At 71.7% G+C, this 19,888-nt stretch carries 21 protein-coding genes; 13 read left to right on the top strand and 8 right to left on the bottom strand.

Features of this window, described 5'->3' with window-relative positions; genetic code table 11:
* Positions 1–20: 20 nt before the first annotated feature.
* Positions 21–188 carry an NUDIX domain-containing protein gene (locus AB0C27_RS47350; protein ID WP_357859787.1) on the top strand — a complete coding sequence of 56 codons (168 nt, stop codon included), beginning with the start codon at positions 21–23 and terminating at the stop codon, positions 186–188.
* Between the two features lie 135 nt (positions 189–323).
* On the opposite strand, the gene AB0C27_RS47345 is transcribed toward AB0C27_RS47350, so the two are convergent.
* From AB0C27_RS47345 to AB0C27_RS47335, 3 genes are read right to left on the bottom strand one after another with little or no spacing between them, the layout of a single operon-like run.
* Positions 324–1,553, bottom strand: coding sequence for an epoxide hydrolase (locus AB0C27_RS47345; RefSeq protein ID WP_357859784.1), 1,230 nt, complete (start codon positions 1,551–1,553; stop codon positions 324–326).
* Positions 1,554–1,599: 46 nt separating this feature from the next.
* The gene (locus tag AB0C27_RS47340) at positions 1,600–2,094 is read right to left on the bottom strand and encodes a MarR family transcriptional regulator (protein ID WP_357859781.1); all 495 of its coding nucleotides are present in this window, start codon (positions 2,092–2,094) and stop codon (positions 1,600–1,602) included.
* 52 nt (positions 2,095–2,146) lie between these two features.
* Positions 2,147–2,824: a GntR family transcriptional regulator gene (locus AB0C27_RS47335; protein WP_357859778.1), complete on the bottom strand. Its 678-nt coding sequence runs from the start codon at positions 2,822–2,824 to the stop codon at positions 2,147–2,149.
* A 108-nt stretch (positions 2,825–2,932) separates the two neighbouring features.
* On the opposite strand from AB0C27_RS47335, the gene AB0C27_RS47330 reads away from it, so the two are divergent.
* The 9 genes from AB0C27_RS47330 (at position 2,933) to AB0C27_RS47290 (ending at position 10,671) form a co-directional block, all read left to right on the top strand.
* The gene (locus AB0C27_RS47330) at positions 2,933–3,745 is read left to right on the top strand and encodes an FAD binding domain-containing protein (protein WP_357859775.1); all 813 of its coding nucleotides are present in this window, start codon (positions 2,933–2,935) and stop codon (positions 3,743–3,745) included.
* Between the two features lie 40 nt (positions 3,746–3,785).
* Positions 3,786–4,274 (top strand): (2Fe-2S)-binding protein, encoded by a 489-nt coding sequence (locus AB0C27_RS47325; RefSeq protein ID WP_357859773.1) that lies wholly within the window; start codon positions 3,786–3,788, stop codon positions 4,272–4,274.
* Positions 4,271–5,659, top strand: a complete 1,389-nt coding sequence (locus AB0C27_RS47320) for a molybdopterin cofactor-binding domain-containing protein (RefSeq protein WP_357859769.1) — start codon at positions 4,271–4,273, stop codon at positions 5,657–5,659. Before AB0C27_RS47325 ends, AB0C27_RS47320 begins: the two co-directional genes overlap by 4 nt.
* Positions 5,659–6,672, top strand: a complete 1,014-nt coding sequence (locus AB0C27_RS47315; protein ID WP_106239398.1) for a molybdopterin cofactor-binding domain-containing protein — start codon at positions 5,659–5,661, stop codon at positions 6,670–6,672. The genes AB0C27_RS47320 and AB0C27_RS47315 overlap by 1 nt, the downstream gene beginning before the upstream one ends.
* Positions 6,666–6,968 (top strand): EthD family reductase, encoded by a 303-nt coding sequence (locus AB0C27_RS47310; RefSeq protein WP_346101866.1) that lies wholly within the window; start codon positions 6,666–6,668, stop codon positions 6,966–6,968. Before AB0C27_RS47315 ends, AB0C27_RS47310 begins: the two co-directional genes overlap by 7 nt.
* Entirely contained in the window at positions 6,965–7,825 is an 861-nt protein-coding gene (locus tag AB0C27_RS47305; protein ID WP_357859765.1) for a MoxR family ATPase, read from the top strand. The genes AB0C27_RS47310 and AB0C27_RS47305 overlap by 4 nt, the downstream gene beginning before the upstream one ends.
* Positions 7,818–9,092, top strand: a complete 1,275-nt coding sequence (locus AB0C27_RS47300) for a VWA domain-containing protein (RefSeq protein WP_357859762.1) — start codon at positions 7,818–7,820, stop codon at positions 9,090–9,092. Before AB0C27_RS47305 ends, AB0C27_RS47300 begins: the two co-directional genes overlap by 8 nt.
* The gene (locus AB0C27_RS47295) at positions 9,089–9,991 is read left to right on the top strand and encodes an amidohydrolase family protein (protein WP_357859758.1); all 903 of its coding nucleotides are present in this window, start codon (positions 9,089–9,091) and stop codon (positions 9,989–9,991) included. The genes AB0C27_RS47300 and AB0C27_RS47295 overlap by 4 nt, the downstream gene beginning before the upstream one ends.
* Before the next feature lie 317 nt (positions 9,992–10,308).
* Complete coding sequence (locus tag AB0C27_RS47290) at positions 10,309–10,671, top strand: STAS domain-containing protein (protein WP_357859755.1); 363 nt, start codon at positions 10,309–10,311, stop codon at positions 10,669–10,671.
* Between the two features lie 100 nt (positions 10,672–10,771).
* Here AB0C27_RS47290 and AB0C27_RS47285 read toward each other — a convergent pair whose 3' ends face one another.
* From AB0C27_RS47285 to AB0C27_RS47270, 4 genes are all read right to left on the bottom strand, one after another.
* On the bottom strand, positions 10,772–11,365 hold the full coding sequence (locus AB0C27_RS47285) for a hypothetical protein (RefSeq protein ID WP_357859752.1): 594 nt from the start codon (positions 11,363–11,365) through the stop codon (positions 10,772–10,774).
* A 76-nt stretch (positions 11,366–11,441) separates the two neighbouring features.
* Entirely contained in the window at positions 11,442–13,073 is a 1,632-nt protein-coding gene (locus AB0C27_RS47280) for a hypothetical protein (RefSeq protein ID WP_357859747.1), read from the bottom strand.
* Positions 13,070–13,966, bottom strand: coding sequence for an ABC transporter ATP-binding protein (locus AB0C27_RS47275; protein WP_357859744.1), 897 nt, complete (start codon positions 13,964–13,966; stop codon positions 13,070–13,072). Before AB0C27_RS47275 ends, AB0C27_RS47280 begins: the two co-directional genes overlap by 4 nt.
* A gap of 29 nt (positions 13,967–13,995) precedes the next feature.
* A complete protein-coding gene (locus AB0C27_RS47270; RefSeq protein ID WP_357859741.1) occupies positions 13,996–14,973 on the bottom strand; it encodes an SDR family NAD(P)-dependent oxidoreductase in 978 nt (325 codons plus the stop codon).
* Between the two features lie 345 nt (positions 14,974–15,318).
* Between AB0C27_RS47270 and AB0C27_RS47265 the strand changes: the two genes are divergently transcribed.
* A complete protein-coding gene (locus AB0C27_RS47265; protein WP_357859738.1) occupies positions 15,319–16,047 on the top strand; it encodes a helix-turn-helix domain-containing protein in 729 nt (242 codons plus the stop codon).
* Positions 16,048–16,468: 421 nt separating this feature from the next.
* Positions 16,469–17,734: an erythromycin esterase family protein gene (locus AB0C27_RS47260; RefSeq protein ID WP_357859735.1), complete on the top strand. Its 1,266-nt coding sequence runs from the start codon at positions 16,469–16,471 to the stop codon at positions 17,732–17,734.
* Between the two features lie 473 nt (positions 17,735–18,207).
* Here the strand turns inward: AB0C27_RS47260 and AB0C27_RS47255 are convergent, their stop codons facing one another.
* Positions 18,208–18,801, bottom strand: a complete 594-nt coding sequence (locus AB0C27_RS47255; RefSeq protein WP_357859732.1) for a helix-turn-helix domain-containing protein — start codon at positions 18,799–18,801, stop codon at positions 18,208–18,210.
* A gap of 98 nt (positions 18,802–18,899) precedes the next feature.
* On the opposite strand from AB0C27_RS47255, the gene AB0C27_RS47250 reads away from it, so the two are divergent.
* Positions 18,900–19,625 carry an SDR family NAD(P)-dependent oxidoreductase gene (locus AB0C27_RS47250; RefSeq protein WP_357859729.1) on the top strand — a complete coding sequence of 242 codons (726 nt, stop codon included), beginning with the start codon at positions 18,900–18,902 and terminating at the stop codon, positions 19,623–19,625.
* Positions 19,626–19,888: the final 263 nt, after the last annotated feature.

Raw genomic sequence — 19,888 nt, 5'->3', positions numbered from 1 at the left:
CGCTCGGGTAAGTGCGGTGAATGCCGCGTAAACGCAGGTCCGTCCGCGCCATCGTCCTCGACCCTGACGATCGGGTCCTGCTCTGCCGCCACGACCTGACCGCCCTGGACGGCCCCGTCGTCTGGGTGATGCCGGGCGGCGGGGTGGAGCCGGGCGAGTCGGACCTGCGCGCGCTCGGGTGGCGGTGACGACCTGTTCTCGCCTCGCGACCTGGCCGGGACGCTGGGTGCGCTACTGGCGGACGGCGTACCGGACGAGCCGATCAGACTGGGCCTGTGAGCTGGGCTTGAGCGAGGCGTGAGCGCGGTCCAGGGGCGGGGCCGTCAGCGGCGGTCGCGGAACGTGCGGCGCAGGTCGTCCACCCATTCCGCCGGAGTCTCCCACGGGATGAAGTGGCCGCCGCGGTCGTGGGCGGTGATGTTGACGTGGTTGTACCAGGCCGCCCGGTCGCTGCCGAGGAACCCGCGCACCCGCTCCTCGCTGGTCCGCACGCCGGGCGGGTTCTCGTGGCCGACGAACGTGATGCCCGTGGGCGCCTCGACCACCGGCCACCGGTCGTGCGACGGCGTCCACGGGTAGCGGTTGTTGTTGGCGTACGTGCGGATCGAGGTGCCGATCCCGCCGCCCGCCCAGAAGATCGTCGCGTGGGTGAGCAGGTCATCCTTGCTGAAGACACTCTCGACATCCCCGCCGTTGTCCGACCATTTCGCCCAGCGTTCCAGGATCCAGGCCAGCATGCCGGCGGGGGAGTCGTTCAGCCCGTGGCCGAGCGTGGACGGCGCCATCATGTGCGCGGCCAGGTGCACGGCGAAGCGCCGGTCCATCTCCAGGAATCTCGCGTGGACGTCGGCGGGCAGGCCGGAGGGGATGGGCGCGCCGCCGCTGAAGTCCCAGGCGCGGTCGCCGTTGAACAGGGTGAGCTTCAGCGCCGAGCCGATGTGGATCCCGTACAGCTCGCCGGCGTACTTGTGGCCGAGCTGCCCCGTGATCAGCGCGCCGACGTCGCAGCCGCCGGCCGCGTACCTGTCGTGCCCGAGCACGCCGGTCATCAGCTCGTGCCAGATCTCGGCGATCTTCCAGAAGTTCATGTCCGGACGGTTCGTCAGCGGGGTCGAGAAGCCGAAGCCCGGCAGCGACGGCACGATCACGTCGAACGCCTCCGCCGGATCGCCCCCGTGCGCGCCCGGGTCGGCGAGCGGGCCGATCACCTTCGACCAGTGCCAGAACGTCCACGGCCAGCCGTGGCTGAGGATCAGCGGAACCGGGTCGGGGCCGACGCCGGGCTTGCGCATGAAGTGCACGGGCACGCCGCCGATGTCCACGCGGTAGTGCTCGAACGCGTTGATCGCCCGCTCGGCGGCTCGCCAGTCGAAGCCGTCCGCCCAGTAGGAGACCAGCTCCTCCAGGTACGCGCTGCGCACGCCGTAGTAGCCGTCGTCGTTGCCCACGTCCGGCTGCCACCGGGTCATCACCAGTCTGCGCCGCAGGTCGTCGAGCACGTCGTCGGGGACGTGCAGGGGCTGCGGTTCGAGCGGGAACGGCCGGGTCGGCATGGGTCTCCTCCTGGGTTCTGGAGCTGATGGGGCTGGTCGTACGGGATCAGTCGTCGAGGCTCGCGGCGATCTCGGTCAGGCGTCCGAGCACCCGCGCCGAGCCGGCCAGCGCCGCCCGTTCCTCGTCGTTCAGGTGGTCCACCAGCCGTGACAGCCGCGCCACCCGGTCGGCGTGGCGGGAGCGGACGATCCCCAGGCCCTCCTCGGTGAGCTCCAGCAGGACGGCCCGGCCGTCGCGCGGGTCGGGGCGGCGCGAGACGAGCCCGTCCTGCTCCAGCTTGGCGACCAGGCTGGTGAGTGCGGGCTGCTTGAGCTGCTCGGTCGCCGTCAGCGCGGTCAGCCGCATCGGCCCCCGGCGCTGCAGCGTGTGCAGCACCGACAGGGTCGAGAAGCTGAGCTTCCTGACCGACGGGAGCCGGATGAAGTAGGTGTTGAAGTCCTCGATCGCGGTGGCCAGCTCGTCGAGGTCGAGGTCGAGGTCGAGGTCGAGGGCAGGGCTGGGTGCGGAGGCGGGCTCCGGATCGGGCGGCGCGGGCGTCACGCCCGTATTTATATCAAATATCGATGTATTTCACCCGAACGCCAAGGGGCGGTCAGCCCGTGGCGGAGTCGCGAGTACGGCCGTGGGCGTCGTGCGGCAGGTCGGCGTAGTGCCACTGGTGGTCGCGAGCCTCCCGGCACGCCGTCTCCAGATCACCCGCCTCGATCGCCGCCAGCAACTCGGCATGATCGCGGGCGACGTCGTGCAGATCGACCTCGGTGGCGACCATGGTGACCGACGTGCGCGCCTCGATCTGCAGGCTGTCCCAGGTGAGCTTGAGCAGCTCGTTGTGGGCCGCCTCGACGATGTGACGATGGAACGACACGCTCGCCCGCGCCGACGCCTCGGTGTCACCGCGATCGGCGGCGGCCTTCATCGCCTCGACGTCGGCCCGCATCGCCTCCGCCGGAACCGTCCCGGCCAGCAGGGCGAGCCGGGTGGCGGTCTCCTCCAGCGCGGCCCGCACCACGTAACTCTCGCGCAGGGTCTCCTGGACGAACGGGCGCACGAACGTGCCCCGGCGCGGCAGGGTCTCCACCAGCCGCATGGCCTCCAGCTCGCGCAGCGCCTCGCGTACGGGTGCCTGACTGGTGCCGTAGGTGGCCGCGAGCCGGGTCTCCACCAGCCGCTCGCCCGGCCTGACCTGCCCGGAGACGATCCTGCTGACCAGCGAGTCGCGGATCTGCCGAGCCAGCGTGAGCCGCGGCAGCTTCGGGGGCTCTTCGGTCATGGGCAGATCCTACCGATCGGCGATGAGGGAAGATCTCTTGACGCGGGAATCTCGATAATCAATTATCGAGAATTATAGCGCCGGAAACCCCGAGCAGGGAGGCCGCACATGCTGATCGAGGCGGTGCACGTGCCCGAGTCCGTCGAAGCCGTGGTGACCCGCTCGGCCGCGGGCGGCCTGGTCATGGGCGGGGGAACGGTCGTGATGCCGCTGGTCAACAGCGGATCCGCGGGCGTGACCGAGCTGATCAGCCTGCGCCGCGCGGGCCTGGACGGCATCGAGGTGAGCGACGGCGTGGCCGTGATCGGGGCGGCGGCCACGCTCACCGCCGTCGCCGAGCATCCCGCTCTCGCCTTCCTGCGCCCGGCGCTGCGCACGATCGCCTCCCCGACCCTGCGCAACCAGGCCACCGTGGGCGGGAACCTGTTCGTCGCGCAGCCGTACGGGGACCTGGCCGTCTGCCTGCTCGCCCTCGACGCCGCCTGCGAGATCGCCGGCCCCGCCGGTCGGCGGGACGCACCGGTCGCGGACGTGCTGGCCGCCGGGCTCGCTCCCGGCGAGCTCGTCGTCGCGGTACGGTTCACGCCGCCCCCGCCGGGCGCCTGGCACTACCACAAGGCCATGCGCCGCCGGCTGAACTCCGCCTCCATCGTCACCGTCGCCGCCGTCACCTTGGAGGGGGCCTCGGACTGCAGGATCGCGCTGGGCGGCGTGGCCCCTCGTCCCGTACGGGCGCTGTCCGCCGAACGCGTCCTGCGCGGTCGTCCCCTGACCGAGGAGAGCGTCAACGAGGCGGGCCTGGCCGCCCGCGCCGACATCGACCCCTTCGACGACGCCTACGCCAGCGCGTGGTACCGGACCCGCGTCCTGCCCGTGCACTTCCGCCGCACATTCTTCCCCGAAGCGCCTCATAACGCCTGAGGTCACCCCTGTAAGCGCCCGCATCAGAAGAGGTGGGACCGTGCCGTCACAGATCGTCTCGCTCGTCGTCAACGGCGAGCACCATGAGTTCATCGCCGCGCCGGGAGCCACCCTCCTCGCCTGCCTGCGGGAGTCGCTGGGCCTCACCGCCGCCAAACGCGGCTGCGCCCAGGGCGCCTGCGGCAGCTGCACGGTCCTGGTCGACGGCCGGCCGCAGGCGTCCTGCCTGGTCGCCGTCGAGACCGTGGCCGGCGCCTCCGTCCGCACACTGGAGGGCGTCGCCACCGGCGGCGACCTGGACGAGGTGCAGAGCGCCTTCGTGGAGTGTTTCGCCACCCAGTGCGGCTTCTGCACCTCCGGCATGATCATGGTCGCCGAGGCGCTGCTCGACCGAAACCCCGACCCGAGCGAGGAGGACGTGATCGAGGCGATCTCGGGCAACGTCTGCCGCTGCACCGGCTACCGGCCCATCGTGCAGGCCGTCCTGGAGGCGGCCCGCCGACGCGGGGAGGGGGCGGTGACGCGATGACGTACCGGCTCGCCCCCATCGACACCACCACCTTCGCCGCCGAACGGGACGGCGGCGACCTGACCGTGATCGGCTCGGTGGTCCAGCGCTCCGACGCCCGCGGGCACGTCACCGGCAGGACCGAGTTCTTCGAGGACGTGGCCCCGCCCCGGCTCGCCCACCTGAAGATGCACCGCTCGGCCCGCCACCACGCCAGGATCGCCGGCGTGGACCTGAGCCAGGCCCTGGCCGTGCCCGGCGTGCTGCGGATCCTCACCCACGCCGACGTGCCGAACAACCTCTTCACCCCGCTCAAGCTGATCGGCGTCGGGCCCGACGACGAGCCGATCCTGGCCGTGGACAAGGTGCGCTACCTCGGCGAGCCCATCTGCGCCGTGGTCGCCGAGACCGAGGCCGCCGCGCTGGAGGGCGCCGCCCGGATCCAGGTCACCTACGAGGACCTGCCGCCCGTCTTCGACGTCGAGGAGGCGCTGCGGGAAGGCGCGCCACTGGTCAACGAGTACCACGGCCAGAACCACTTCATCTACGAGGGCCACCACTGCCGGCGCATCCGCTTCGGCGACGTCGAGGCCGCCTTCGCCCGCGCCGACCACGTCCTCGAGTGGCGCTACCAGTCGGCGCCGATCGAGCAGGCGCCCGTCGAGACCACAGGCTGCGTGGTGATCCCGCAGGCCGACGGCCGGCTGCGGATCCACTCCGACACCCAGGCGTGCTTCTTCACCCTGGACAACACCGCGCTGATCCTGGAGACACCGTTCAACAAGCTGCGCATCGTCGGCGGGACGGTCGGCGGCGGCTTCGGCGGCAAAGTGGACGTGGTGGTCGAGCCGATCGCATGCGTGGCCGCGATGGCGATCGACCGCCCGGTCAAGTTCGTCTACGACCGCGCCGAGGAGATGCAGGTCTCCTCGCCGCGCGCCGCGGAACGCCTCTACATCAAGGACGCCGTCATGAACGACGGCAAGATCATCGCTCGTAAGATCACCCTGTACGTGGACGCCGGCGCGTACGCGCGCCACAGCCCCTACGGCGTCACCAAGGCCGCCGCGCACCTGCCGGGCCCCTACGCGATCCCGAACGTGTGGGCCGACTGCCACTGCGTGTTCACCAACCGCACCCCGTCCAGCGCCATGCGCGGCTTCGGCGTCACCATCGCCGACTTCGCGCTGGAGTCGCAGATGGACCAGGTCGCTCGCGCCCTCGGCATGGACCCGCTCCAGCTCCGGCTCATCAACGCCTACCGCGACGGCGACGTCAAGGCCCACCGCAAGGTCGCCGAGGGAACGGCCCTGGTCGAGGTGATCCAGAAGGCGGCGGAGATGTCCGGGCACGAGCTGCCCGAGACCTACCGCCGGATGTCGTCCACGACACGAGAGGGGCTGTGATGGCGAAGCTGCGCGGCCGGGGGTACGCGTCGGTCAACTACCCGACCGGCATGAACCTGGGCGGAGACCCCTCGCAGGCCCTGGTCCACGCCACCACCACCGGCACGTTCGTGATCTCGCTGTCCTCCGTCGACCTCGGGCAGGGCATCAAGACGATCGCCGCCCAGTGCGCCGCGGAGACGCTCGGCCTGCCGATGGAGAACATCCTGGTCGACACCGCCGACACCGACACCGGCCCGCACTGCATGGGCACGTTCGCCAGCCGCGGCACCCACCGCGTCGGCAACGCCGTCATCATGGCCGCCGCCGAGGCGCGCGGCGTGATGCTGGAGGTCGCCGCCGAGGAACTGGAGGTCGACGCCGCCGACCTGGAGACCGACGGCACCGGCTACATCGCGGTCAAGGGCGCCCAGGACAAACGCGTGCACATCACCGACCTGGCGCTGGCCGCGCACTTCAAGCACGGGCGGACGATCTCCGGGCGCGGCATCTACCTCAAGGAGCCCAGCGTCCCGGTGCCCGAGACGGGGGAGATGGACCCCGACTCCTGCCAGGCGCACGCGTGCACGGTCGCCGTCGTCGAGGTCGACGACGAGACCGGGGTGGTCGAGGTGCTGGAGCTGTTCAACGCCTACGAGATCGGCCGGGCGCTCAACCCCGCCATGGCGACCCAGCAGGTGGAGGGCGGGGCGTGGATGGGGCTGTCGCACGCCCTGTTCGAGACCACCGAGCCGTACTACCCGGCCCGCGACCACGGGCCGCGCGACTTCGCCGGATATCTGATGCCGGGGCCCGCCGACCTCCCCGTCCAGCACAGCCTGCTGCTGGAACGCCCGTCCGCCAACGGCCCGTACGGGGCGAAGGGGATCGGCGAGATGACGGCGAACGCCCCCATCCCGGCCATCGCCAACGCGATCTTCGACGCCTGCGGCGTACGCCTGACGTCGATGCCGTTCACCCCCGAACGCGTCCTGCGAGGGCTGGACGCCCTGAAGACGGAGGAAACATGCTGAAGGTCATCTCCCTGCTCAAGCGGGCCGAGCACCTGTCCCACGAGGAGTTCGCCACGTGGGTGGTGGAGGAGCACGTCGCGTTCGCCAGGAAGCTGCCCGGCCTGCGCAAGTACACGGTCAGCGTGAGCAACGGCGAGGACGGCGCGTACGACTCGGTGAACGAGCTCTACTTCGACGACGAGGACGCCCGCGCCGCCGCGTTCGGCTCCGAGCACGGCAAGGCCGCGGCGGCCGACGCGGCCGCGCACACCTCCCAGCGCGTGCACCTGCTGACCACCGAGCACGCGCAGCTGTGACCCTCAGCCCCGGCGAGCTGGCCGCCGCGCTGGAGGGCGAGGGGTACTTCGCGGACGAAGGGCTGTGCACGGCCGTCCACCTGGCGCTGCGGCTGGGCCGGCCGCTGCTGCTGGAGGGCGAGCCCGGCGTCGGCAAGACCGAGGTGGCCTCGGTGCTGTCGCGGGTCACCGGGCTAGAGCTGATCCGCCTGCAGTGCTTCGAAGGGCTGGACTCCGGCCAGGCCCTGTACGAATGGGACTACCCCAAGCAGCTCCTCCAGGTCCGCGTGGCCGAGAGCCGGGGCCAGGACGTCGGCGAGCTGTATCGCGAGGAGTTCCTGCTGCGCCGGCCGCTGCTGCGCGCCGTACGGGCGGAGCGGGGCGCGGTGCTGCTCATCGACGAGATCGACCGGGCCGACAGCGAGTTCGAGGCGTTCCTGCTCGAATTCCTGGGCGACTTCCAGATCACGATCCCCGAGCTGGGCACCGTAAGGGCGGGCACGCCGCCGATCGTGGTGCTGACCTCCAACCGCACCCGCGAGCTGCACGACGCGCTCAAGCGGCGCTGCCTCTACCACTGGATCGCCTTCCCCGAGCCGGACCGGGAGCGGGCCATCCTGCGCGCGTCGGTGCCCGGGCTGGAGGAACGGGCGGCCGAGGGGCTCGTCGGGGCGGTGCAGCGGGTACGGCGGCTGCCGCTGCTCAAACGGCCCGGCATCGCCGAGTCGGTGGAGTGGGCGCGCGGGGCGGTGGCGCTGGCGGAGGACGGAAGCCCGTGGCCCGTGGCGCTCCGCCGCGCCCTCGGACTGCTGATCAAGGACGAGGAGGACACCCGGCTCCTCCTGGACCACGCCGAGGAGCTGTTCACCGATGCCTGACCCGGCCGCGCACGGGGACCGACCGGCGGCGGATGAGGTCCCCGGGAATGACGGCCTGGTGGCGGCGGGTCCGGCTGGGCCGGCCGCCGACCACCTGTGGGGGTTCCTCATGGGGCTGCGTGCGGCCGGGCTGCCGGCGGCGCCGGCCAAGCGGGCCGACCTGCTGCGCGTGATCGCCGAGACACCGCCGCCCGACCCGACCGCTTTGTACTGGTACGCCCGCGTCACTCTCCTCCAGGACGTCGCCGACCTGCCCGCCTTCGACCGTGTCTTCGACGCCTGGTTCCGGCACGGCCTCCTCGACGACCCGCCGCTCGCGCGCGACGACGAGCGCACGCCGTCCCCCGGCGCGCCGGGCCACGACGATCCGCCTCCCCACGAGCTGCGCCCCGGCGACGGCACGCGGGCCAGCACCCTGAGCACCTACGGCACGCGGGACCTCGGCCGAACCGGCGAACGCGAGCACGCCCTCATGCGCGCACTCGAAGCCGTCTGGCCCGCCGCCCTGCCCGCCACCCCGTCCAGACGCCGCCGCCCGGCCAGGACCGGCGACCGGCTGGACGTCCGGCACGCCTGGCGGCGCGCCCGCCGCCACCACGGCGAGATCGCCGAGCTGCGCCACCTCGCCCGCCCGCCCCGCCCCCGCCGCCTGCTGCTCCTGGTCGACGTCTCGGGCTCGCTTCGGCAGCACACACCCGACCTGCTGCGCGTGGCGCACACCGCGCTGCGTGCCGCGCCGGCCCGTACCGAGGTGTTCACCTTCGGCACCCGGCTCACCAGGATCACCACCGCGCTGTCGCACCCGTACGCCGACCACGCGCTGATGTCGGTCTCGCGGCTGGTCACCGACGCCGACGGCGGAACGGCGATCGGCGCGGCACTGCACCGCTTCCTGGCCAACCCGCGTTACGCGGCGCTCGCCCGCGGCGCGCTCGTGATCGTCCTGTCCGACGGGCTCGAACGCGGCGACCCCGCCCCCATGGTCCGGGCCACGGCCCGGCTGTCGCGGCTCGGTCACCGGCTCGTCTGGTGGACGCCGCTGGCCTGCTCGCCCGGCTACCGTCCCGTCACCCGCGCCATGTCGGCCCAGTTGCCGAGCCTGGACCATCTCGGCGGCGTACGCGACCTGGCCACCGCGCTGGCGGAGGTCCGGCGCCTGCCCGCCGTCCTGTCCGGCCCGCGCCACACCGCCGCCAGGCACTGGCCCGACCCGCACCGGCCCGCCCCGCATGGGCCGACCCCGCACTCCATGGGAGCCGCCCGATGACCGATCCGTCCCACCACCGCGCCGGAATCGTGGACGCGCACCACCACATCTGGCGCGCCGCCGACCTGCCCTGGCTGCAAGGGGAAATGGTCCCGCGCATCTTCGGCCCGTACGAGCCGATCCGCCGCGACTATCCCATCGCCGAATACCTCGCCGAAGCCGCGCCCTGCGGCATCACCTCGTCGGTCTACGTCCAGACCAACTGGCCGCTCGACCGCGCGGTGGACGAGGTCCGCTGGCTGCGCGACGTCCACGCCGAGACCGGCTGGCCCACCGCCGTCGTCGGCAGCGCCGACCTCTTCGACGCCGGCGCCCCCGACGTCCTGCGCCGCCAGGCCGCGCTCACCCCGCTCGTCCGCGGCACCCGGCTGCAGCTCCACTGGCACGAACGGCCCGAATTCCGCTTCGCCGAGGCCCCTGACCGGATGAAGGACGCCACCTTCCGGCGCAACCTCGCCACGCTCGCCGAACTCGGCTGGCTGTTCGAACTCCAGGTCTTCCCCGCCCAGATGCCCGACGCCGCCGACCTCGTCGCGGACTTCCCCGAGATCACGTTCGTGCTCGTGCACGCCGGCATGCCGGTGGGCCCCGGCGCCTTCGCCGAGTGGACGCGCGGCATGAAACTGCTGGCCGAACAGCCCAACGTCGTGGTGAAGCTCAGCGGCCAGGGCACCTTCGTCCACCGCGTCGACCGGGAGCTGATCGAACGGGTGACGGCCACGTGCCTGGACCTTTTCGGCTCCCGCCGCTGCATGTGGGGCAGCAATCTGCCCATCGAGAAACTCTGGACCGACCTGCGCACCCTCCTGTCCGCCTGGCAGGACGCGCTCGCCGGTCGCTCGGCCGAGGAGATCCACGACGTCTTCACCGCCACCGCCACCCGCGTCTACCGCCTCTGACCGGCACAACCGACCAGCACGATCAATCCGCACGGTGGATCGACACGGTGGATCGACACGGTGGATCGACACGGTGGATCGACACGGTGGATCGACACGATCAACCTGCACAACCGACCCGAATGCTCAGCCCGCACGCTTACCTGGTGCGGTTGCCCGGTGCGGGGGAGTGGTGCGATCGAACGCGGCGGTCGCTTACGGGAACGCGGCGGTCCCTTACGGGTACTGTGGGTGAGCGCTGGGGTTCGGTGCCGGCCCCGGCGGCGACGCAGCTCACGTCTGCTCGCCAGCCGACGCGGCCACCATGGGGAGGCGGGATGCCCGGCAACGCGATCGCCGTGACCGTGGCCGAGGAACACGGCGTGCTCGTCGTCAGACCGGCCGGAGAGCTCGTGTGGGAGACCGTCGCGGACTGGCAGACGTGGCTCGACGGGCATGTGGCGGGCGATTCGGGCGTACCCGTCCTGGTGGATCTGTCGGCGCTGACGTTCCTCGACTCGGCCGGCATCTCCAGCCTGCTCTCGACCAGCGAACGCCTGCGCCAGGCGGGCGTGCGGATGGCCTTCACCCAGCCCGCCCCGCTGGTGCGGCAGTGGCTGCGGATCACCGGGCTGTACGCCCATCTACCCATCTTCGACACCGTCGAGGCAGCCCTCCCGGCCGTACGCCCACCGCGGTAACCGCCGACCCGGCCGCAACTCGGCACGGGACCGCTTTGCCGGACCCGCGCGTCCGGCCTGGAGCGCTGTTCGACGGGGCGACGGCTGCGGAACCTCACCTTCACGGACGCGTCGTCACCGGCTGCCCGGCACCCGGGGCAGCACGGGGGACCGCCGCCATGATCGTCGCCGCGAGCGCCATCCGGTGATCCTTCGTCCAAGGCGGTCCGAGGGCCGCCTTGGGGCCGTGCAGGACCTCGTCGGCCCGCCCGGCCAAGACGCGGGCCGCCTGGGACTCCACGTCCTTGGCGTCGTAGAGGTGCACGAGCCAGCCACGCGCCCGGGCGACCTCGGCCAGGACCTGGCGGTACATGACCGAGTCCGCCCTGGCCTCGTACGGCGCCCGCCGCAGGACGGCGAGGTCGTCGGGAAAGTCGTCCGGCCAGGCACGCAGCGACACCGACACGATCGGCCCCGGCAGCGCGGCGGCGAGCTCGTCCAGCGAGGCGGCCGTCGCCCGGAGCGCCGACGCCCGCACCCGCGCCACCAGAGCCGAGAACGCGTCGTCGTCGAGGGGCTTGCCGTCATGGTGAACGGGCGCCGCCGGCACCCCCGGCTCGACCAGCTCGATCCGCCTGCGATCGACGACCCGGTGACCGTCGGACGCGGTGACGGCCACGGCCCAGCCGAAATGATGCGCTATGCCGACCCGCATGGCCCGATTATGCCCCCGGCCGCACCAGCGAGCGAGAACCGCGCAGAGGCTGACCCCGTGGCGAGGTCGCGAGGAGTCAGCCCGTGCTGAGGTCGCGGCGGCGCACACCGTACAGGCCGAGGGCTGTCAGCGTCGCGGCGAGCCCGAGCAGCACCACCGTGGCCACCGGCGCCGCCGCCCCCAGCGGATGCCACGGCAGGTGGGACAGCACCGACGCGTTCACCAGCCACCCCGGAACCCGCAGGTACGTCCCCAGAACCGAGACGAATCCGCTGAAGACGAGCACGCCCCAAGCCACCCCGCCGGCCGCACGTGGAGCCGGCCCGAGCAGGGCGGCGGGCACGGTGAGCAGGACCAGCACCTCCGGAACGCGGCGCAGGCTCGCCCAGACGACCTCGGCCACGAGCCCTCCGTCCCCGGTCGACAGGGCAGCGCCGACGCCGAGCCCCACCCCGTACACCATGAGCAGTGCCACCACGGCGAGCGCCGACACCAGCAGAGAGGACCCGAGCCACGCCACCCTGCTCGTCGGCCCGGCCAGCAGAGGGCCGGCGAGCCCGCGCACCTCCTCAGCACGCAGCCGCAGCACCGACAGCACCGCGTGCACGCCCGTGTAAAGGGACCCGGTGAACACCATCAGGCCTAGCCACGCCCGCCCGAAGTCCGCCCCGGCGAAGATCGGCAGGTCGGTGACCGACATCCCGCCGGTCATGCCGCCCAGGACGAGCCCCACGGCGAGGAACGCCGCCGCCCACGAGACGACGGCCGCCCGCCGCAATCTCAGGGCGAGCGCGAACGGCGAGCGCAGCCAGCCGGGAGCGCCGGCCCGGCCGGGACGCGCGGCCACCAGGGCGGCGCCGAGATCCCTCCGGCTCGCCAGCGCGTACGCGCCCGCCACCAGCAGCGCGGCGAGCAGCACCGACAGGCCGAGCGGCCACCACCGATCCCCGGCCAGCACCCGGGTCTGCTGCGACCAGCCGATCGGCGACAGCCAGAACAGCGGCCCGCCCTGCTCCGCCTGCAACGACCCCGCACCGCGCAGCAGCCACGCCACGAACAGCACCGCCCCGGCGAGCCCGGTGGCTCCCCTCGGATGCTCGGTGAGTTGCGCGGTGACCGCCGTGACCGCGGCGAACACCATCCCGGCGGCGGCGAGGGAGGCGCCGAACAGCAGCGCGCCACCGACCGCGAACCCGATGCCGGCGGCCCCGCCCGCGGCGAGCAGCGCGAGCACGGCGTTGCCCGCCCCTGCCACGACCAGCGCCGCCGTGAGCTGGGCGTGCCGGCCCACGACCGCCGCCCTGACCAGCTCGGCCCGGCCGCTCTGCTCCTCCGCCCGGGTGTGGCGGGTGATGAGCATGATGTTCATCAGCGCCGCGGCCAGCAGGAACTCCACCCAGTACGCGGCCAGGAAGTACTTCTGCGACGTGACGGCCTCGGCGCCGAAGAAGGGCCCGGCCAGCACCCGCATGAACGAGACCCGGATCAGCCGCGTGGCGTCGGCCAGCGCCTGCGGCGTCGGGACGACCGCGGACGTGGCCGCGTAGTAGAAGCGCGGGACGAGGGCCACGATGACCAGCACCCAGATCGGCAACTTGAGCCGGTCGCGGCGCAGCGCCAGCCGGACCATGGCCCCGGTTCCGGCCAGCGAGCCGCCGCCGGCCCGCTGCAGCGATCGGGCACGGGCCGGGGAGAACGTGGCGGTCATGCCGCGGCCCGCCTGGTCCCGTAGTGGCGCAGCATGAGCTCCTCCAGCGTCGGCGGATGGCTGACCAGCGAGGTGATGCCGAACGTGGTGAGATGCCTGACGGCCGCGTCCAGGTGCTCGGCGTCCACGCTGAAGCTGACGCTCCCGGCCTCGGCCCGCGCCTGGTGCACGCCGGGCAGCCGGTCGAGGCCGGTGACGGGGGAGGCGGTCCGCGCCACGATCGTCGTCCTCGTCAGATGCCGCAACTGCGCCAGCGTCCCCGACTCCACCGCCTTGCCGTCCCTGACGATGGTGATCCGGTCGGCCAGCATCTCGACCTGGGCCAGGATGTGACTGGACAGCAGCACGGTGCGCCCGGCGGCCTTCACCTCGGCGACGACCTGCTGGAACACCGCCTCCATCAGCGGGTCGAGACCGCTCGTCGGCTCGTCCAGGATGAGCAGCTCGACGTCCGCGGCCAGGGCGGAGACGAGGGCGACCTTCTGCCGGTTGCCCTTGGAGTAGGTGCGCGCCTTCTTCTTCGGGTCGAGCTCGAACCGCTCGATCAGCTCGTTCTTGCGCCGCTCGTCGATCCCGCCGCGCAGACGCCCGAGCACGTCGATGACCTCACCTCCGGTGAGGCCCGGCCACAGCTCGACATCACCGGGTACGTACGCCAGCCGCCGGTGCAACGCGACCGCCTCGGCCCAGGGATCGCCGCCCAGCAGCCGGACGGTGCCGGAGGTGGCGCGCATCAGGCCCAGCAGGACCCGGATGGTGGTGGATTTTCCGGCGCCGTTGGGGCCGAGGAAGCCGTGCACTTCGCCGGTGTTCACGGTGAGGTCGAGGCCGTCGAGCGCGCGGGCGGGGCCGAACGTCTTGACGAGTCCTGAGATGGCGATGGCAGGGGTCATGGGTGGTTCTCCGATGGGGAGGGGCCGGCTCAGAGCAGCGGGGCGGTGACGCGGGCGTCGAAATCGCGGTCCGTGAGGGATTTGTGAAGGGTCAGGAGCGCTTCGGCCTGCCAGCCGACGACGTAACGGGTCTCCGGCCGATCCGCCTCGACGGCCCGCCGGATCACCTCCGCCACCACGTACGGGTCGGACGCCTGGCGGTGGCCCTGCTCAGAAGCCCTCTCTGAGGCCCGGACCGATCCCGGGCCGCTCACCTCCGCGTCCGCGTTCCTCTGCGTCTGCGCCGGCGCGTCCGCCGGCGCCGGCGCCGCATCCATCTCCGGTTCCGTTTCCCCCTGCGTCTCGGCCGCGCGTGCCATGGCCTCGGCCATCCGGCCGTAGGGGCCGTGCCCGGAGATCTCCCGCAGCTGCCGGGCGGCATCGGCTTCGAAGCCGGTCCTGATGATGCCGGGCCGGACGACGACCACATCGACGCCGAACTGCTCCACCTCCATGCGGAGCGTGTCCGAGAAGGCCTCGAGCGCGTGCTTGGAGGCGTAGTACCAGGCGCCGAGCGGCAGGGCGATCACGCCGCCGATCGACGACACGTTGACGATCGTGCCCGACCCGCGCACCCGCATCCCCGGCAGAACGAGCTGAGCCAGCCGCGCCGGAGCGAACACGTTCACCTCGAACAGATCACGCGCCATGGCCGCCGGCGTGTCCTCGGCCGCGCCGTGGACGACGGATCCGGCGTTGTTGACCAGCACATCGATCCGCCCGTGCCGGTCCAGGACGGTGCCGACGACGCGCTGGAGATCGTCCTCCTCGGTGACGTCCAACGGCAGGGCGTACCCTCCCGCCGCCACGATCGGCGCCATCCTGGGCACGCGGCGGGCGGCGCCGTACACGATGTGGCCGGCCCGCAGCAGCTCCAGCGAGGTGGCCAGCCCGATGCCGGACGAGGCGCCGGTGACCAGGCAGACCCGGCCGGCCGTCTCCCGGGCCCCCGCACGATGCGATGCCATCACGCCTCCCACGCCACGGGACGCATATAGGCGCCCCCGGCAGCCGGAAGACGAAGCCGCGTGAGCTCCGCAGGAGGATCGAAGGGGCGTTCTGCCGCACGCTCGATCGGCAGGTGTGACTGGGTCATGTCGGTTCTTTTCTGCGGGAACGGCCATCGTTCACGCACCGGGAAAGCTACGTCCGCGTTCGAGTAGACAGCAACGTGAAATCAACGTATTCGCAGGTCAAAGCGGATCGATTGGCGCAACGACGCTGCCGCCGAATGCAACATCCGCCCACCGCGTGTCGCAATGACCCTCGAACGGCGGCATACTCGGGCGGGCAGGACCGATCGGGAGGGGCTCATGCCTGGAGGCCATCTGACGTACGAGGACCGCCGCAAAATCGCCGACGGGCTGGCCGAAGGGCTCGCCTACGCGGAGATCGCCCGCCGCCTCGGACGACCGAGATCGACCATCGGCCGCGAGATCGCCCGCAACGGCGGCCCGCACGGCTACCACGCGGCCCGGGCACAGCAGGCGACCACCTGGCGAGCCCGCCGCCGCCCCACCCCGCCGCTGACGCCACCCGCCGCCGGTGGCATCGCGCGACCTGACCAAGCGGGACGCGACCCGGAGGCGGTACGCGAGTACGAGCAGAAGCTCACCGGCCTGCTGGCGGGAGGATGGCCACCGATGGCGGCCAAGGTGATGGTGTGCCTGCTCACCAGCGACAGCGGCAACCTGACCGTGGCCGACCTGATCGAACGCCTGCGAGTGAGCCCCGCGTCGATCTCCAAGGCGGTCGGCGCACTGGAACAGCTCGGACTCGTCAAGCGCGAGCGTGACAACCGGCGCGAACGGTACTTCATCGACGACGACGTCTGGTACCGAGCGTGGCTGGTGGGCACCCGTTCGATGGCGCTGTGGGCCGCCACCGTCAGGCAAGGTGCGGACGTGCTCGGCGCGAACACCCCGGCCAGCACCCGACTCCTGACCGCGAGCCGCTTCTTCCAACTGCTCAGCGACGACATGGCCGCCGCCGCCGAACACTACAGAACCGCCTTCGCCGGTTCCTGGACCCCCACCCCCTGACCAGGCTTCCCCCTCGGGCCGCCCCGCAGCCGGTCGCGTTGCCGTCCGCGAGGCCGGCGGACAGGCCGAGCGGGCGGCGGCCGACGAACGCCGGGTCATGCCGTCCTGCGTCCCTGCCATCCCGTCCTGTGCCCCGGCCCTCGCGCCCCTGCCCGGACCCGCCGCTCTCCGAACAGACCCGCTGTTCTCCGAACAGACCCGCCGCCCCAGGCCGCGTTGGCTACCCAGGTCCACATCACCCTGGCCCCGGGTCTACGTCCGGCCCGAGCCGACTATCCCTGCGCCCGCCCGCTCTCGACCTGGGTCCGATGACCAGCCGACCCCGCCTGCGATGAAATCTACCCGTGATCGAGCACGACCACCTCGGCGCAAGTGCCGACCTCCTTCCCCCTGTCGCTGCCGTCGTCCAGGGCGGGCCGGCATGAGGATCCGGCCGTTCCGCAAGCTTGCGACCATCGCCCTGAGCGGCCTGACCGCGTTGACGGCGGCCGGCTGCGGGGGAGTGGACACCTCCCGGGTGACAGCCTGCGACGTGGTTCCCCTCGACCGGGCGCCGCTCTCCGACGCCGCGCCCGCCCGCGTGGTCGGCATCGGTGAGGCCACCCACGGCAACAAGGAGTTCGTCGAGACGCGGCTGCTGGTCATCCAGAAGCTGGTGCGCGACCACGGCTTCCGCGCCGTCGCCATCGAGGCCGACTTCGGCGGTACGGCCGTGGCCGGCGACTATGTCATGGGCGGCGAGGGCAGCGCGGAGGACGCGGCGAAGGCGCTCGGGTTCGACCTCTACCGCACCCGCGAAACGGCCGACCTGATCAAGTGGATCCACGACCACAACGCCGCCGCCCCGGACCGGGACAAGATCCGCCTCTACGGCTTCGACATGCAGCGTTACGACCGCAACAAGGAGCGGCTGCTGCGCTACCTCGCCAAGGTCGATCCCGCCCTGAGACGCGAGGCGGAGACGTCGCTGGCCGACCTCACCGACGCCACCCGGACCACTCAGGACCCGAAGAAGATCACCGCCGCGGCCTCCGCCGCCGCCCGGCTCGTCGTCACCATGAAAGCCGGACGGGAGCGGTACGTGACAGCGAGCTCCGCGCAGTCGTACGCGCTGGCCCTGCACCACGCCGAGACCATCTGGCGCGGCGCGCAACTACAGACCTCGGGCAACGCCTACGCCGCCAAACGCGACGCCTGGATGGCCGAGAACATCCGCTGGATCGCCGCCACCGAAGCAACCAGGAAACAGGAGAAACTCATCGTGGCCGGGCACAACGGTCACATCGACAAGAGCGGCGCGGCGTTCTCGTTCGAGTCGATGGGGCAGCGGCTGGCCAAGACCTACGGCGGCGGCTACTTCGCCATCGGCACCGAGTTCGGCAAGAGCACCTTCATCAGCAAGGACGACGGCTCCGGCGAACGCAGGCGCTTCACCGTCAGCCACGACTCGCCCTTGGCCAAGTTGTTCGGCGGCGAGCCGATGGGCTACGTGAACATCGCGCGGACCTCCGCCGAGCCGGGCAACCGTGAGCTGCTCACCTCGAAGATCAGGATGGGCAGCGTCGGCGACGGCTTCCGGTCGGCCTACAGCTCGATCCTGTGGGCGTACACGGTGGAGATGGTGCCCGCCAAGTCCTACGACGCCCTGGTCTACGTACCAGAGGCAGAGCCGGTGACCCCGCTGTGACCGGCTTGGGGACCGAGCGCTTGATTACCAACCGGTCAGTGACAGCGCAGGTCGAACCCGGCGTCGTGCGGCCCGCCGCAGAACTCCACGATGACGTTCTTGGATCCGTCACCCTGCAACGACCCGCTCGGGCTGACGTACACGGTGCCGGAGAGGTCGTGCGGTGAAGTGGCCCCGGGTAGTGACGCGCGGCGAACCGGCGAGGTGGGTGGCACGGCGAAGTGACGTGGCGCGGCGAAATGGTGCTGGCTAGTGGCGTGGCCCCGGGTAGTGGAGCCGGGAAGGGACGCGGCACGGCGAATCGGAGTGGCGAACCGGCGGGGAACGGTGTGGCGAACTGGCGCGGCGAATCGGCGTGGGGAACCGGCATGGGGAACCGGCGCGGGGAACCGGCGCGGCGCTGGCGGGCGCCTAGCCGCGTCATGCCGGTCAGCCGGGACCGGAAGGGTGGGCTGACAGCGGCTGACGGGAGGTTATCGGGAGGGGAGTGGCTGGGTGGATTCGGCGTGCAGGCCGTCGACGAAGAAGGACAGGCAACGGCGCCACGTGTCCGGCGCCGTGTTCATCGACTCCCGGATGACCTGCGACATCGCCCAGACCAGCGTGACCAGATCCTGGACGTCGAAGTCGGCCCGTAGCCGGCCGGCGGCCTTGGCGCGTTCGATGATGCGTTCCACGTCCCCCAGGCCGCCGCCGCAGGCCTGGCTCATGTCGGTGTTCAGGGAGAAGCTCTGGACCATGGCGTCGTTGAGGCTGTGATCCTCGGCCTGCAGCGTGAAGATCCCCTCCAGCAGGCCGACGAACCCTGACCACGGGTCGGGGTCGGCCAGGGCGGAGGCGTTGATCTCCGTCAGCGCGGCCAGTCGCTGGGGGAGGATCGCCTCCAGCAGCGCCTCCCGGGTCGGGAAGTGGTTGTAGAGGGTGCCGATGCTGACCCCGGCGCGGCGGGCGATGTGTTCCAGGGGCGCGTCGAGGCCGCGTTCGGCGAAGGTCTGGGCGGCTGCGACCAGCAGTTTGTCGCGATTGCGTGCGGCATCCGACCGCAGCGGCTTCGATTCGGCTGCCATGCCCTCCATCATACGAAATCGAGGACGCCCTCAAGTTCCGTGATACGGTCTGAGGAGAAAGTTGAGGCAACCCTCGATTTGTCTGGAAGGGGATAGTCATGTCCGCAACAGCAAGGAAGACCATCGTCGTCATCGGGGCGGGACCCGGGCTCGGCCTGTCCGTCGCGCACCGGTTCGGGCGCGAGGGGTACGCCGTGGCGCTCGTCTCCCGTTCCGGGGATCGCCACCCCGGATACGTGGCGTCCCTGGCCGAGGCGGGCATCGAGGCGGCCGGCTTCGCCGCCGACGTGCACGACCGCGACCGGCTGCTCGGCGCGCTCGACGAGATCACCGAACGGTTCGGGACGATCGACGTCGTCTACTACGGCCCCGGGGCGGCAGACCCGTCCGTCTGGCCCGAGCCGATCACCGACACCACCCCGGCGCAGGCCCGGGAGGCGATGGAACTGCTCTATCCGGCGGTAGACGTGGTGGCCAAGGTGCTGCCGGGCATGGTCGCCAGGGGAGAGGGCGGGCTGCTGTTCGCCGGCGGCCTCAGCGCCGTCATGCCGATGCCCACCCTCGGCGGCCTGGCTCTCGCCGCGGCGGCGCTGCGCAACTACGGGCTGACACTGAACGCGGCGCTGGCCGAGCAGGGCGTGTACGCCGGAAACCTGATCATTGGGGGCCTGATCGAACGAGGCGACATCTACCAGGTGGTCGCCTCCCAGCCTGAGCTTTTCGGCGGAGAAATCCGATCCCTCGACCCGGACGTGATCGCGGACGGCGGCTGGGAGCTGTTCACCAAGCGCGACCGCCCGGAAACGACGTTCAGCGCGTTCTGACCCCCGGTAGATCGACTGACCGGTAGATCGACTGATCGATCGCGGGCGCGGCTGATCAGACCCGCCGGTGGGGTACGGTCTCCGCCGGTCAGGCGTGACTCGGTCGATGAGGCGCGACTTCGGCGATCAGTCGTGGCCTCCGCAGATCGTGCGCCGCCTCCGCCGTACGGGCTGGGCGTTGTCGGTCAGGTGCGGCGCTCGGTGGTACAGGGTTCGCGCTGGGGTGGTGGAGGCTGCCGATTCGCCTCGGTCGCCGTCACGGT

This window comes from Nonomuraea sp. NPDC048882, from assembly GCF_040649755.1.
Lineage (GTDB): Bacteria > Actinomycetota > Actinomycetes > Streptosporangiales > Streptosporangiaceae > Nonomuraea > Nonomuraea maheshkhaliensis.
This window is presented reverse-complemented; position numbering and strand designations above follow the sequence as displayed.

Coding starts and splice junctions, on each gene's coding strand:
- AB0C27_RS47350 (WP_357859787.1), top strand. CDS start 21: ATGCCGCGTAAACGCAGGTCCGTCCGCGCCATCGTCCTCGACCCTGAC.
- AB0C27_RS47345 (WP_357859784.1), bottom strand. CDS start 1,553: ATGCCGACCCGGCCGTTCCCGCTCGAACCGCAGCCCCTGCACGTCCCC.
- AB0C27_RS47335 (WP_357859778.1), bottom strand. CDS start 2,824: ATGACCGAAGAGCCCCCGAAGCTGCCGCGGCTCACGCTGGCTCGGCAG.
- AB0C27_RS47330 (WP_357859775.1), top strand. CDS start 2,933: ATGCTGATCGAGGCGGTGCACGTGCCCGAGTCCGTCGAAGCCGTGGTG.
- AB0C27_RS47320 (WP_357859769.1), top strand. CDS start 4,271: ATGACGTACCGGCTCGCCCCCATCGACACCACCACCTTCGCCGCCGAA.
- AB0C27_RS47315 (WP_106239398.1), top strand. CDS start 5,659: ATGGCGAAGCTGCGCGGCCGGGGGTACGCGTCGGTCAACTACCCGACC.
- AB0C27_RS47310 (WP_346101866.1), top strand. CDS start 6,666: ATGCTGAAGGTCATCTCCCTGCTCAAGCGGGCCGAGCACCTGTCCCAC.
- AB0C27_RS47300 (WP_357859762.1), top strand. CDS start 7,818: ATGCCTGACCCGGCCGCGCACGGGGACCGACCGGCGGCGGATGAGGTC.
- AB0C27_RS47295 (WP_357859758.1), top strand. CDS start 9,089: ATGACCGATCCGTCCCACCACCGCGCCGGAATCGTGGACGCGCACCAC.
- AB0C27_RS47290 (WP_357859755.1), top strand. CDS start 10,309: ATGCCCGGCAACGCGATCGCCGTGACCGTGGCCGAGGAACACGGCGTG.
- AB0C27_RS47285 (WP_357859752.1), bottom strand. CDS start 11,365: ATGCGGGTCGGCATAGCGCATCATTTCGGCTGGGCCGTGGCCGTCACC.
- AB0C27_RS47280 (WP_357859747.1), bottom strand. CDS start 13,073: ATGACCGCCACGTTCTCCCCGGCCCGTGCCCGATCGCTGCAGCGGGCC.
- AB0C27_RS47275 (WP_357859744.1), bottom strand. CDS start 13,966: ATGACCCCTGCCATCGCCATCTCAGGACTCGTCAAGACGTTCGGCCCC.
- AB0C27_RS47270 (WP_357859741.1), bottom strand. CDS start 14,973: ATGGCATCGCATCGTGCGGGGGCCCGGGAGACGGCCGGCCGGGTCTGC.
- AB0C27_RS47265 (WP_357859738.1), top strand. CDS start 15,319: ATGCCTGGAGGCCATCTGACGTACGAGGACCGCCGCAAAATCGCCGAC.
- AB0C27_RS47260 (WP_357859735.1), top strand. CDS start 16,469: ATGAGGATCCGGCCGTTCCGCAAGCTTGCGACCATCGCCCTGAGCGGC.
- AB0C27_RS47255 (WP_357859732.1), bottom strand. CDS start 18,801: ATGGCAGCCGAATCGAAGCCGCTGCGGTCGGATGCCGCACGCAATCGC.
- AB0C27_RS47250 (WP_357859729.1), top strand. CDS start 18,900: ATGTCCGCAACAGCAAGGAAGACCATCGTCGTCATCGGGGCGGGACCC.